Consider the following 12,365-nt stretch of genomic DNA (forward strand, 5'->3'; position numbering starts at 1 on the left):
GATGCAGGAAACGCAGTCCCGGCAGGTCGTCATCGCCGGGGCGGGCGTTGCCGGGCTGACCGCGGCACTGGCCTTCGCCGAGCGCGGCTATCGGATAAAACTGTTCGAACAGGCGCAGCACCTCGAGGCTGCCGGCGCCGGCATCCAGTTGTCGCCCAACGCGACACGCATTCTTCGACAACTCGGCGTACTCGATCGGCTGCTGCCGACGGCGGTGCGGCCGGAGGCGGTTGTGCTCAAGGATGCCGCCACGCTGGGCGAGCTGGCGCGCGTACCGCTTGGCCCGGCCGCCGAAACGCGCTGGGGGGCACCCTATCTCGTCGCCCACCGCGCCGATCTGCAGTCAGCGCTGATGCAGCGGGTTTCGGAGCAGCCCGGGATCGAACTGGTCGCTGGCGCGCGGGTGACCGACATCGCAGCCGGACCGAAAGCTGTTGCCGTCACTGCATCGGCTGATGGCGAAACGGTCGAGGCTGGCTGTCTGCTGATCGGCGCGGATGGCGTCTGGTCGTCGGTGCGAGAACAACTGGCCCGCAAAGCGGCCGAATTCGGTAGTAGCCGGTTTTCAGGTGAGCTGGCGTGGCGCGCCACCGTCGGTGCCGACAGCCCTGCTGGCCAAGCCTTTGCAGCGATCGGTGCGCCCGATTGCGTTACCGCATTCCTCTATCCCGGCTTCCATATGGTCGCCTATCCGGTCAGCCGTGGCACTGCCTTCAACCTCGCCGCCTTCACCAGGGGCGAGCGCATCGCCGAGGGCTGGTCGGGGCAGGCCAACCCCGCCATCCTCGTCAGCGCCATGCGCGGTACCGCGCCGGCGCTGGTCCGTCTGGCGAGCGAGGCGGCGCCGTGGACGGCATGGCCGATCCACACCGTCGAGCAGCGGCGGTGGACGACACCGGAAGGCGTCGCGCTGATCGGCGATGCGGCGCATGCGATGACGCCCTTTGCCGCACAGGGCGCGGCGATGGCGATCGAGGACGCGGCGACGCTTGCCGGCTTCGTTGCCACCTCGCCTGCCGATCTCAGCGGCGCGCTTGCCGCTTGGGAACAGGCGCGGCGGCCGCGCGTCGCCCAGGTCGCCCGCCGCGGCGCGGTCAACCGCCTCGCCTGGCACGCGGCCGGGCCGGTGGCGATGGCCCGCAACCTGTTCCTGGCGATGCGCTCACCCGAAAAGCTCGCCGCCGATCTTGATTGGCTTTATGGCTAGCGGGCGCGCGAGTCTGGGGATCGGCGATAAAAAGCTCGATAGGCCGGCGGGACAGCGCCCCCCTCTGTCCTGCCGGACATCTCCCCCACAAGGAGGGAGATTGGCAGTTTCGGCGCCTTGCTAGGTCCTGCAACGTTAGAGATTGGCGAAAGGAGGGCTCGAAGGATCGCGGCGTTGATCAGCCGGAACCCTCTTCAATTGTGAAGCCGCATCGACAGGCCGAGCGAGGCTGGCAGCGGGTTCCACCAGCCGGTGCGCAGCCCGGCCGTGCGCAGTGCCGCCGCCGTCCAGGTGTTGCAGCCGATCAGCGCGTTGAAATGGCCATTGGCTTCGAAGAAACGATCGAAGCGGGAATAGGCCGCATTCTCGATCGGAATGGCCCCGTTCGGCCCCCGCTGGAAGCTTGCCGCAATGTAATCGAGCAGCGCCGCAAAGCGTTCGTCGCCGATGTCGAAGCCGGCGACGTCGGGATGCGGCTCGGCGATGTCGCCGGAAATGTCGACATGCATCACCGAGGCATCGACGGTCAGCGCCTTCATCACCGGCATCGGCTTCAGCTCCGACCAGGTCGGCGTCTCCAGATAGAAGGCGCGGCCGCCCCAGCCGAAGACGATGTAGCGGACCTCCGCCATGTCGGCAGGAATGCCGGCATCGACCAGGAAATGGAAGCGCCGGCGCATATCGTCGTCGACCGGGATGGCGATGTCGGTGTGGATCGGATTTTGCAGCACCAAGATGCGGTGGCTTGCGCCGATCGGATCGGCAACTGCCGCCGGCCAGAGCGGGCGCGGCAGCAGCGTGCCCAGCGCTGCGGCAAGCACTGTTGCAACGACCAGCAGGCCAAGAAAACGGGCAAGCTTCTTCATGGGAAAGGCTTAGAGCAAGCCATGCTCAAGGTGAAGCGTCTCTGGAGTTGCACGGCTGACAAAGCGCTTGACGCGTATCCTCCCCGGGAGGATATGCTCAAGCATGTCAGATCACCTCCACGCCTCGCATCCTTCCATCATAAAGCGCCTGAAGCGCGCGCAAGGTCACCTTGCGGCTGTGCTGGCCATGATCGAGGCGCATCGCCCTTGCGTTGATCTGGCGCAGCAGCTTCATGCCGTCGAAAGGGCCATCAGCAGCGCCAAGCGCGAGCTGATCAACGATCACATCGAGCATTGCCTCACGGACAGCGTGGAAACCGGCGGCAACTCGCTGGCGGAACTCAAGCAGCTGGCGAAGTATCTATGAATGCCATCGTAGCCCGCATTCTGGACTGGCTCGGGTTCGGCTCGCACGCCGCACATCATCACGGCGATCACGGTTCGCACGGTCACACCCACGGCGTCATCGATGCGACAATTGCTACCACCGACCGGGGCATCTGGGCAATCAAATGGTCGTTCGTAATCCTGGCCATCACCGCGGCGTTGCAGATGGTCGTGGTTGTGCTGTCGGGGAGCGTGGCATTGCTGGCCGACACGATCCATAACATCGGCGATGCGACAACGGCGATCCCGCTATGGATTGCGTTCGTGCTGGCGCGGCGCAAGCCGTCGCGGACCTTTACCTATGGCTTGGGCCGGGTCGAGGATCTGGCCGGCATCATCATCGTGCTCATCATCCTGTTCAGCGCTGTTGTCGCCGCCTACCAAGCCATCGACAGGCTGATCAATCCACAAGTAGTGACACACCTCGGCTGGCTGACGGCGGCGGGCATTGTCGGCTTCCTCGGCAACGAGGCGGTTGCCGTGTTCCGTATCCGCGTCGGCCGCGAAATCAACAGCGCGGCGCTCATTGCCGACGGCTACCACGCCCGCACCGACGGACTTACCAGCCTTGCCGTGGTCATCGGAGCCATCGGCGTCTGGCTCGGCTTTTCCTTGGCCGACCCGATCGTCGGCCTGCTGATCACGATTGCGATCTTCGGTATCGTGTGGCAATCGGCCCGTTCGGTGCTGACCCGCATGCTGGACGGAATCGAACCCGGTGTGATGGATGAAATCCGACATGCCGCCGAGCATGTTGCGGGCGCGCATATTGTCGATGCTAAGGCGCGCTGGGTCGGTCATAGATTGCACGCCGACATCGCAATTGCCGCGGACGAAACCTTACCGCTGTCGGCGGCGAACAAGATCGCGGCAGCGCTGAAAGACGAACTGTCCCAGCATATGCCAGCCCTGGCTGAGGCGAATGTCCGGTTTTCAACGGAACGTGGAGAGAACGACCATCCGCACCCTCACGAGCACACGCATGACCACGGCCACATGCACTGACGCTCGCCGATTTTCTGCTAGTCTCGTCCGATGTTCCAGACGCTCGTCGAATTTCAGCGCACGATCTATCTGACGCTCGGCGAGCAGATCAAGCTGCTTGCGGCCGGAGGCAATTGGCTGGCATTCATGGCCTTCCTGCCGATGGGCGTCGTGTTCGGGGCTGCCCATGCGCTGACGCCGGGTCATAGCAAGGCGGTCCTGGCGACCTATCTTGCCGGTTCGGATGCGAAGGTCTCGCGCGGCCTGCTCGTGTCTATCACGCTATCGTTCACGCATGTGACGATTGCCGTTCTGATTGCGGCTCTCTCGCTGCCACTGGTCTCCATAGCATTGGGCAGCGTTGGCCGCGCTCCGCTCCTGGAGCATATCAGTCGTGGGCTGCTCGGCCTCATTGGCGTCTGGATGCTCTGGCGCGCTTTGAGCCACAGCCATCACCACAGGCACGAAGGCGAGGCTGTCGGCGTGATGGCAGGCCTGATCCCCTGCCCGCTGACGCTTTTCGCGATGACTTTCGCGATCTCCAGGGGTGTTCCGGCAGCCGGCGTCCTGTTTGCCATCACCATGATGGTCGGCGTGGCGCTGACGCTGTCCTGCGTCGCGGTATTGTCGATCGTGTTTCGGGAACGGCTTGTACAGTTTTTCGCGCGCCAGCCACGGCTGTTCGAAACCATCTCCCGGGCCATCGAGGGCGCTGCCGGTCTCGCCCTTGCCGGCGTCGCTGTCTGGCAGATCACATCAGCTTAAGAGAAAACATGGTTTCAGCCACTGCATGGCGTCCGGGCCGGTGCAGCGGTTGGAACGAGCCAAGCCGACGCCGGTCATGTCCCATCGATCACGACCATGAGCCCGCCGCCGCCCTTCTCCTCGACATTGTTGTTCGTGGTGTGATGCGGGATGTGGCAATGGATCAGCCATTTGCCCGGACGCTGTGCCTTCCAGATCACGTCATAGCGCTGACCTGGCCCGACGTTGACTGTATCGGCAAGGAAACGACCCGAGGCAGGGATCGTCTCGCCGTCGCGGGCAACGACCTCGAACGGTCCGCCATGGATGTGCATCGGATGGATGAAGCCGTTGTTGGTGCCGATGAACCGCACCTTGAGCGTCTCGCCGACCTTCATCGGAATCGTCTCGGTCGAGGGATAGGCCTTGCCGTTGATGGTGAAGAAATTCGGCATGCCGCCGTCCATCGGCATCGACGGGTAGGTCAGCCCTTCCCGCACCAGCCATTCCTGAAGCTCGATGACGTAATCATGGTCGGCCGCGACCTCATCGGCGGGATTGGCGGGATCGATGATCAGCGCACCGTAGAGGCCGAGCGCCTGGGTCCGGTCCGGCTTGGCATGGGGGTGGTAGAAATAGGTTCCGTGCTGGGTTGCGGTGAACTCGTATGAATAGGATTGCCCGGGCTTGATCGGCGCCTGGGTGATTTCGGCTGGCCCATCCATCTGGTTCGGCAGGATCAGGCCATGCCAATGCACCGTCGTTTCCTCAGGCAGGCCGTTGGTGACGTTGATCCTGATCCGGTCGCCCTGGCGAATGTGAATTCGCGGGCCGGGAATCTGGCCATTATAGGCATAAGCGTCGACCGCAACGTCCGGCAGGATCTGCCAGCGGACCACCGAAGGCCTGAGCTCGAACACTTTGACGCCGTTCTCCATTCGAAACGGCAGGTCCTGGTCGCCCTTTGCCGGCAGACCATAAGAGGCGGTCACGAGGCGCGGATCGGTGGCGGCCATGTCGCGCATTGCGTCGGCGGGCGTGTCGCGATCCATGATCATGCCTTGCGGCATGATCACCCCGCCGACATCGCGCGCCGACAAGGTTAGGTTCAGCCAGTTCGCCGGCGCGATCATGCCGATGGCGAGGGCCAGCAGGGAGACCATGCTGAGGGCGGCGACTTGCGGGGTCGTGGCATCCGTCTCCATGTGATGACCGGCGCCGCCTTTGCCTTTGTGGGAAGCCATATCGTGGTGCTGCCCGTGATGGCCGCTGGCGTCGGCCTGCTGCATTTGCATCTGCGCGTGTTGCCCTTGGTGGGGCTGCTCTCGACCGTCGGTGCCGGCCGCCTGTTGGCGCTGTGTCATCAGCCCATGTTTCAAGCCGCGGGCGACCAGCCAGACATTGGCCGGGTAGGCAAGCGCAAAGCCGGCGATGACGCCGATCGACATCACGCCCCAGAACAAAAGCTCCGTCGGTTCCATCGCGCGCATGTCGCGGCCCATCATCAGAAAACTCATGACCGGCGCCATGCCGGCCATCATGAAGTTCATGGAGATGAACTCGGGCAGAAAGCTCTTGCGCACATTCTCCCAATAGGTGCCGCCCATCATCGATTTCATGAACAGCGACTGGAAGATGAACAGGCCGAAGGCAAAGCCGGCGAGATATTCGACGATCAGGTCGATCCACATCGGCAGGCCGAGCGCCGCCGTGACGGCGGCGGCAAGAATGATGCCGGTGGCATCGCCGGCGACGCAGTGGATGGTGGAGCCGACGCCCTGCTTCCAGAGCGGCCGGGTAAAGAGTTCATGCTCGCCCGGCCGGGGCTCCTTGTCGGCTAGCACGTAGAGCAGCAAGCCGAGCGGACCCATATAGAGGGTAACCAGGATGAATCCCCATTTCATCACCACCGGCTCGGGATTGTTGCGATATTGATCGAAGCCGACATAAAGCGTCGAAGCCAGCGCCAGTGCGAACCAGACGACGAGAAAATAATCGATCGGTTGGATGAGCATCGGGATGAACCTTGACCTGCCGCCGCACGCGCCAACGCGGCTCGTTATACAACTCCCAATAGCAATGAACGCAGCCGGCGCGCTTATGATCCGTGCCGGCCTTAGCTACCAGGTTGCAAGGTGACCACTCGAGCGGCCTGAAGCACGCTTGCTATCTTCTCGCGCCGCGCACGGTCAGCGCTCGTCGAATACGCGTAAGGCCCTGAGCAACGCAGCGAGCCCGGTCCGCCGGTCTTGTTCCGAACCGGCGTACAGGATCAGTGCAGGATCTGCGACAGGAACAGTTTCGTGCGTTCGTGGCGCGGGTGGTCGAAGAACTCGGCCGGCGTGTTCTGCTCGACGATCTGGCCTTGGTCCATGAAGATCACCCGGTTGGCGACTTTGCGCGCAAAGCCCATTTCATGGGTGACGCAGAGCATGGTCATGCCTTCCTCGGCCAGCCCGACCATCGTCTCCAGCACTTCCTTGATCATTTCCGGGTCGAGCGCCGAGGTCGGCTCGTCGAACAGCATGATACGCGGGTTCATGCACAGCGAGCGGGCGATCGCCACGCGCTGTTGCTGGCCGCCGGAAAGCTGGCCGGGATATTTGTTGGCCTGTTCCGGGATCTTGACGCGCGTGAGGAAATGCATGGCGATTTCCTCGGCCTGCTTCCGCGGCATCTTGCGCACCCAGATCGGCGCCAGCGTGCAATTCTCGAGGATGGTCAGATGCGGAAACAGGTTGAAGTGCTGGAACACCATGCCGACTTCGCGGCGCACCTCGTCGATCTTCTTCAGATCGTTGGTCAGTTCCTTGCCGTCGACTATGATCTTGCCCTTCTGGTGTTCCTCCAGCCGGTTGATGCAGCGGATCATCGTCGATTTGCCGGAGCCCGACGGGCCGCAGATGACGATCCGCTCGCCGCGCATCACCTTTAGATTGATGTCCTTCAGGACATGGAATTCGCCGTACCATTTGTGCATGGCGATGATGTCGATGGCGACATCGGTGGTGGAAATATGCATCTTGGCGGCATTGACCTTGATCTCTTCCGCGCTGACGGCGTTTTCTATGACCATGACAAGGTCCCCTTTTTAGCGTTTGTGGCCGGTGTCGAGACGGCGTTCCGTGTACATTGAATAGCGCGACATGCCGAAGCAGAACAGCCAGAAGATGAAGGCCGCGAACACCAGGCCGGACCTGGCCGTCTGCGGCGTTGCCCAGCTGGCGTCGGAGAAGTTCTGCTTGACGATGCCGAGGAGGTCGAACATCGAGATGACGATGACCAGGCTGGTGTCCTTGAACATGCCGATGAAGGTGTTGACGATGCCGGGAATGACCAGCTTCAGCGCCTGCGGCATGACGACCAGACCCATCTTCTGCCAGTAGCTGAGGCCGAGCGAATCGGCGCCCTCATACTGGCCTTTGGGGATCGCCTGCAGGCCGCCGCGCACCACTTCGGCCATGTAGGCGGCGGCAAACAGCGACACGCCGATCAGCGCGCGCAGGAACTTGTCGAAGCTGACGCCGGCCGGCAGGAACAGCGGTAGCATCACGCTGGCAAAGAACAGCACCGTAATCAGCGGGATGCCGCGTACCGTCTCGATGAAGATCACGCACAGCAGCTTGACGATCGGCATGTTCGAGCGCCGGCCGAGCGCCAGCACGATGCCGACCGGCAGCGACACAGCGATGCCCACGAAGGACAGGCTGAGTGTCACCAGCAGTCCACCCCAAAGCGGGGTTTCGACATAGGGCAGGCCGAACATGCCGCCGAGCAGCAGAACGAAGGCGACGACCGGCAGCGCAAAAAAGAGAAGAATGGCATTCAGCCCCTTGCGCGGTACGCGCGGAATGAGCAGCGGCACCAGCAGCGCCACGAACAGGATGGCGACCAGGATCGGGCGCCAACGCTCTTCCAGGGGATAGCGGCCGAACATGAACTGGCCGAACTTGGCGTTGACGAAGGCCCAGCAGGCGCCGGTCCAGCCGTCCGGCTGGATGCCGCCCTGCGCCACGGTGGCGCAGACCGTGCGGTCCGGTCCCGTCCACTGGGCGTTGATGAAAGCCCAATTGACGATCTGCGGCAGGATCATGGCAACCAGCACGATGCCGATGATGGTCAGGATGGTGTCGCCGGTCGACGCGATCAGATTCTTGCGGACCCAGGCGCCGAGGCCGCGCTCGCTCGACGGCGCCGCCTGCGCCAGCGCCATCTCCGTCCGCACCCAGGACATATCGTGCTCTTGCATGGCCTTATCTCTCCACCAGCGCCATCCTGGCGTTCACCACGTTCATGACCGCCGACGTGATCAGGCTGAGCGCCAGGTACACCGCCATCATGATCACCACGCCTTCGACTGCCTGCCCGGTCTGGTTCAAGACCGTGCCAGCCGTCGCCGTCAGGTCCGGATAGCCGATGGCGATGGCGAGCGAGGAATTCTTGGTCAGGTTGAGGTACTGGCTGGTCAGCGGCGGAATAACGATGCGCATCGCCTGCGGCACGACGACAAGCCTGAGGATCGATCCCGAACGCAGCCCGAGTGCAGCGGCCGCCTCGGTCTGGCCTGCGCTGACGCCCCTGATGCCGGCGCGCACGATCTCGGCGATAAAGGCGGCCGTATAGCACGACAACGCCAGATAGAGTGACAGGAACTCGGGCCTGACCTGAAAGCCACCGACGAGATTGAAGGTCGACTGCTTTGGAAATTCAAAGCTCAGCGGAAAGCCGCTCAGCGCGTAGGCCAGCAGCGGCAGGCCGACGATCAACGCTATGGATGTCCAGAACACCGGGAATGGCTGCCCCGTCGCCATCTGCCGCTGTCGCGCCTTGCGGGCGACGAACCAGGCCATGGCGATGCCGAGGAGCAGTGCGACCAGGATCAGCCAGGATCCCTCGCCCCACATAGCGCGGGGAAAATAGAAGCCGCGCTGGTTGAGAAAGGAGCCGAACGGCAAATTGATGCTGTCGCGCGGCGGCGGCAGCACGGCGAGCACGCCGGAATACCAGAAGAAGATGACCAGCAGCGGTGGGATGTTGCGGAACACCTCGACATAAACGGTGCAGATCTTCCTGATCAGCCAGTTATGCGACAGCCGGCCTATGCCGACGATGAAACCGATGATGGTGGCGGTGATGATGCCGACGACAGCAACGATCACGGTGTTGATAAAGCCAACCAGGATGGCACGGAAATAGGTCGAATCCGATGAATAAGCGATGGCGCTTTCGCTGATGTCGAAGCCGGCGCGGCCCTTGAGAAAGCCGAAGCCGGAAGCGATGTGCAGCCGCGTCAAATTGGCGATGACGTTGTGGGTGACCCACCAGACACCCGCTACCAGCAGGACGAGGACCAGTGCTTGAAAGAATATGCCGCGGACGCGAGGATCATTGATGAAGGAACCGCGGCTTGGCTCCTCGCGAAGAATTTCCTGCGATGCCATTAAACCACCACCCTTCTGGCGACCATCCCCTGGAAAGAGAAACCGGAAGGCAGGAAGCTGCCTTCCGGATCACATTTCGATCAGCGGATCGGCGGAGCGTATTGCAGGCCACCCTTGGTCCACAACGCGTTGATGCCGCGCGCGATCTTCAGCGGGCTGCCCGAACCGACATTGCGTTCGAACATTTCGCCGTAGTTGCCAACTGCTTTGACGATGTTGACGACCCAGTCGTTGGAGACGCCGAGATCGGTGCCGATCTTGGTGTCGGCTTCCTGGCCGAGCACGCGCTTGATCTCAGGATTGTCCGAGTTCTTCATCTCGTCGACATTAGCCTGGGTGATGCCCAGTTCCTCGGCCTGCAACAGCGCAAAGTAGGTCCACTTGACGATGTGGTACCACTGGTCGTCACCCTGGCGCACGGCCGGGCCGAGCGGTTCCTTGGAGATGATCTCGGGCAGCACGACATGGTCGGCCGGCGCGCTGAGCGTCAGGCGGATGCCGTAGAGACCCGACTGGTCGGTGGTGTAGACGTCGCAGCGGCCGGCGTCATAGGCGGCGTTGACCTCATCCAGCTTTTCGAAGACGACGGGGTTGTATTCCATCTTGTTCGCCTTGAAGTAGTCGGCGAGATTGAGCTCGGTCGTGGTGCCGCTCTGCACGCAGACCGCCGCGCCCGAAAGCTGCAGCGCCGAATTGACGCCCGGCAGTTTCTTGGCGTTGATCATGAAGCCCTGACCGTCATAATAGGTGACGCCGACGAAGTTCAGGCCAAGTGCCGTATCGCGGTTGATGGTCCAGGTGGTGTTGCGCGACAGGATGTCGACCTCGCCCGACTGCAGCGCGGTGAACCGCTCCTTGGCGCTGAGCGGCGTGAATTTGACTTTGGTGCCATCGCCGAAGACGGCGGCCGCCACGGCGCGGCAGAAATCCACATCGATGCCTTTCCATTCACCCTTGTCGTCCGGCGCCGCGAAGCCAGCAAGACCTGTGTTGGTGCCGCACTGGATGAAGCCTTTCGCCTTGACGTCGTCGAGCGTGCTCGCGGATGCGGCCGAAGCCGCGAATCCAAACGCGGCGGCGCCCAAAACGCCGATTGCAATGTGTTTCATGACCCACAGACCCTTTTCTGTTTTTTCCAGGCGAACCTGACTTTTTCCCGTGTGAACGCAGCTTCGTATCCCGGCCCATTACCGGAATCCCGCATCGTAACCGACGCGCTGTCTCCCATTCACGAACAACATCGAAGGCGATTATTCCTGTGAGGTCAAGGGAAATGACCAAATCCGAAAGACTTTGAAAACCAACTGGCTGAAATGCCTGAATCGCAGACAACGCGCCCGCAAATCGGTCAACGCGCCGATAAAGCCGGCAAAATCCGATCGCGCCTTCCCGACCGCGACTTCCCGACCGCGCCGGGCGCCCTGCGGATCTACGGCGCATTGCTGAATTGGCATATTCAAGACCTTTGCCTGGCGAGTGCGGTGCGGTTGCGCGGCCAATGCCGCCGCACTATGGCTAACGACCTACTCACGGGACGAAATGCAATGGCAAAAGACGGCAGCGAGATGGGCATCAACACGCGGCTCGCCCATTCCGGCAACAACCCGCATGACTATTTCGGCTTCGTCAACCCGCCGGTGGTGCATGCCTCGACCGTGCTTTATCCCAACGCGGCGGCGATGGCTTCACGCAGCCAGAAATACACCTACGGAACGCGGGGCACGCCGACCACCGATGCGCTGAACAGCGCGATCGATGCGCTGGAAGGCTCTGCGGGCACGGTCGCGGTTCCATCGGGCCTGGCGGCGGTGACGCTGCCGCTGCTCGCCTTCCTGTCGGCCGGCGATCATCTGCTGATCGTCGATTCCGTCTATCACCCGACCCGCAATTTCGCCGACACGATGCTGAAGCGGCTGGGCATCGAGGTCGAGTATTACGAACCGCGCATCGGCGCCGGCATCGCGGCGCTGATCAAGCCCAACACCAGGGTGGTGTTCACCGAATCGCCGGCCTCCAACACTTTCGAGGTGCAGGACTTACCGGCCATCGCCAAGGCAGCGCATGCCGCCGGCGCCATCGTCATGATGGACAACACATGGGCGACGCCGCTCTACTTCCGCCCGCTCGACCATGGCGTCGACATCTCGATCCATGCGGCGACGAAATACCCGGCCGGCCATTCCGACGTGCTGCTCGGCACGGTCTCGGCCAACGCAGCCTGCTGGAAGCAGCTTTGCGAGACGTTCAACACGATGGGATGCTGCGCCGGGCCGGATGACGTCTACCAGGTGCTGCGCGGCCTGCGCACAATGGGCGTGCGGCTGGAGCACCATCAAAAGAGCGCGCTTGCCCTCGCCGGCTGGCTGGAGGGCCAGCCGGGCGTGGCGCAGGTGCTGCATCCGGGGCTGCCCAGCCATCCCGACCACGTTTTGTGGAAGCGCGATTTTTGCGGATCGAGCGGCATCTTCTCTATCGTCCTTGCAGGCGGCGGACAGAAGCAGCAGCACGCCTTCCTCGACGCGTTGAAGTTTTTTGGCCTCGGCTATTCCTGGGGCGGCTATGAGAGCCTTGCCGTGCCGGTATTCCTGGGCGACCGTACCGTCGCCAAGGGCCCGTATGACGGACCGCTGGTGCGCCTGCAGATCGGGCTCGAGGATGTCGAGGATTTGAAGGCCGACCTGGCGCGCGGGCTGGCGGCGGCCGCAGAGGCCTGAGCCAGCACCTTGCCAGACTGAG

The 12,365-nt window shown here is 62.8% G+C and carries 11 protein-coding genes; 5 read left to right on the forward strand and 6 right to left on the reverse strand.

Annotated elements, in window-relative coordinates; translation table 11 throughout:
* Nucleotide 1 precedes the first annotated feature (1 nt).
* On the forward strand, nucleotides 2-1,207 hold the full coding sequence (locus NKI01_RS06595) for an FAD-dependent monooxygenase (RefSeq protein ID WP_352962333.1): 1,206 nt from the start codon (nucleotides 2-4) through the stop codon (nucleotides 1,205-1,207).
* 194 nt (nucleotides 1,208-1,401) lie between these two features.
* Here NKI01_RS06595 and NKI01_RS06600 read toward each other — a convergent pair whose 3' ends face one another.
* On the reverse strand, nucleotides 1,402-2,073 hold the full coding sequence (locus NKI01_RS06600) for a TIGR02117 family protein (protein WP_352481908.1): 672 nt from the start codon (nucleotides 2,071-2,073) through the stop codon (nucleotides 1,402-1,404).
* A 103-nt stretch (nucleotides 2,074-2,176) separates the two neighbouring features.
* Between NKI01_RS06600 and NKI01_RS06605 the strand changes: the two genes are divergently transcribed.
* The 3 genes from NKI01_RS06605 to NKI01_RS06615 are packed head-to-tail and all read left to right on the forward strand — an operon-like array spanning nucleotide 2,177 to nucleotide 4,209.
* On the forward strand, nucleotides 2,177-2,440 hold the full coding sequence (locus NKI01_RS06605) for a metal-sensing transcriptional repressor (protein WP_023719742.1): 264 nt from the start codon (nucleotides 2,177-2,179) through the stop codon (nucleotides 2,438-2,440).
* Nucleotides 2,437-3,465, forward strand: a complete 1,029-nt coding sequence (locus NKI01_RS06610; RefSeq protein ID WP_502895887.1) for a cation diffusion facilitator family transporter — start codon at nucleotides 2,437-2,439, stop codon at nucleotides 3,463-3,465. Before NKI01_RS06605 ends, NKI01_RS06610 begins: the two co-directional genes overlap by 4 nt.
* Nucleotides 3,466-3,495: 30 nt before the next feature.
* Nucleotides 3,496-4,209: a HoxN/HupN/NixA family nickel/cobalt transporter gene (locus tag NKI01_RS06615; RefSeq protein WP_023719744.1), complete on the forward strand. Its 714-nt coding sequence runs from the start codon at nucleotides 3,496-3,498 to the stop codon at nucleotides 4,207-4,209.
* A 74-nt stretch (nucleotides 4,210-4,283) separates the two neighbouring features.
* Here the strand turns inward: NKI01_RS06615 and NKI01_RS06620 are convergent, their stop codons facing one another.
* The 5 genes from NKI01_RS06620 to NKI01_RS06640 all read right to left on the reverse strand — a co-directional run bounded on the left by NKI01_RS06620 (nucleotide 4,284) and on the right by NKI01_RS06640 (nucleotide 10,738).
* Nucleotides 4,284-6,203: a multicopper oxidase domain-containing protein gene (locus NKI01_RS06620; RefSeq protein WP_352962334.1), complete on the reverse strand. Its 1,920-nt coding sequence runs from the start codon at nucleotides 6,201-6,203 to the stop codon at nucleotides 4,284-4,286.
* A gap of 257 nt (nucleotides 6,204-6,460) precedes the next feature.
* The gene (locus NKI01_RS06625) at nucleotides 6,461-7,210 is read right to left on the reverse strand and encodes an amino acid ABC transporter ATP-binding protein (RefSeq protein WP_031194215.1); all 750 of its coding nucleotides are present in this window, start codon (nucleotides 7,208-7,210) and stop codon (nucleotides 6,461-6,463) included.
* A gap of 69 nt (nucleotides 7,211-7,279) precedes the next feature.
* Complete coding sequence (locus NKI01_RS06630) at nucleotides 7,280-8,437, reverse strand: amino acid ABC transporter permease (protein WP_023719747.1); 1,158 nt, start codon at nucleotides 8,435-8,437, stop codon at nucleotides 7,280-7,282.
* 4 nt (nucleotides 8,438-8,441) lie between these two features.
* Nucleotides 8,442-9,629, reverse strand: coding sequence for an amino acid ABC transporter permease (locus tag NKI01_RS06635; protein ID WP_023719748.1), 1,188 nt, complete (start codon nucleotides 9,627-9,629; stop codon nucleotides 8,442-8,444).
* 80 nt (nucleotides 9,630-9,709) lie between these two features.
* Nucleotides 9,710-10,738 carry an amino acid ABC transporter substrate-binding protein gene (locus tag NKI01_RS06640; protein ID WP_023719749.1) on the reverse strand — a complete coding sequence of 343 codons (1,029 nt, stop codon included), beginning with the start codon at nucleotides 10,736-10,738 and terminating at the stop codon, nucleotides 9,710-9,712.
* A gap of 435 nt (nucleotides 10,739-11,173) precedes the next feature.
* On the opposite strand from NKI01_RS06640, the gene NKI01_RS06645 reads away from it, so the two are divergent.
* Entirely contained in the window at nucleotides 11,174-12,343 is a 1,170-nt protein-coding gene (locus NKI01_RS06645) for a cystathionine beta-lyase (protein WP_352588592.1), read from the forward strand.
* The last annotated feature ends 22 nt before the right edge of the window (nucleotides 12,344-12,365 follow it).

The sequence above is a fragment of the Mesorhizobium sp. M0815 genome (assembly GCF_040319995.1).
Taxonomy (GTDB): domain Bacteria; phylum Pseudomonadota; class Alphaproteobacteria; order Rhizobiales; family Rhizobiaceae; genus Mesorhizobium.

What these genes read in the sequence shown, in the direction of transcription:
- NKI01_RS06640 (WP_023719749.1), bottom strand. Translation starts at nt 10,738, where the DNA reads ATGAAACACATTGCAATCGGCGTTTTGGGCGCCGCCGCGTTTGGATTC.
- NKI01_RS06645 (WP_352588592.1), top strand. Translation starts at nt 11,174, where the DNA reads ATGGCAAAAGACGGCAGCGAGATGGGCATCAACACGCGGCTCGCCCAT.
- NKI01_RS06615 (WP_023719744.1), top strand. Translation starts at nt 3,496, where the DNA reads ATGTTCCAGACGCTCGTCGAATTTCAGCGCACGATCTATCTGACGCTC.
- NKI01_RS06620 (WP_352962334.1), bottom strand. Translation starts at nt 6,203, where the DNA reads ATGCTCATCCAACCGATCGATTATTTTCTCGTCGTCTGGTTCGCACTG.
- NKI01_RS06635 (WP_023719748.1), bottom strand. Translation starts at nt 9,629, where the DNA reads ATGGCATCGCAGGAAATTCTTCGCGAGGAGCCAAGCCGCGGTTCCTTC.
- NKI01_RS06605 (WP_023719742.1), top strand. Translation starts at nt 2,177, where the DNA reads ATGTCAGATCACCTCCACGCCTCGCATCCTTCCATCATAAAGCGCCTG.
- NKI01_RS06625 (WP_031194215.1), bottom strand. Translation starts at nt 7,210, where the DNA reads ATGCATATTTCCACCACCGATGTCGCCATCGACATCATCGCCATGCAC.
- NKI01_RS06600 (WP_352481908.1), bottom strand. Translation starts at nt 2,073, where the DNA reads ATGAAGAAGCTTGCCCGTTTTCTTGGCCTGCTGGTCGTTGCAACAGTG.
- NKI01_RS06630 (WP_023719747.1), bottom strand. Translation starts at nt 8,437, where the DNA reads ATGCAAGAGCACGATATGTCCTGGGTGCGGACGGAGATGGCGCTGGCG.
- NKI01_RS06595 (WP_352962333.1), top strand. Translation starts at nt 2, where the DNA reads ATGCAGGAAACGCAGTCCCGGCAGGTCGTCATCGCCGGGGCGGGCGTT.
- NKI01_RS06610 (WP_502895887.1), top strand. Translation starts at nt 2,437, where the DNA reads ATGAATGCCATCGTAGCCCGCATTCTGGACTGGCTCGGGTTCGGCTCG.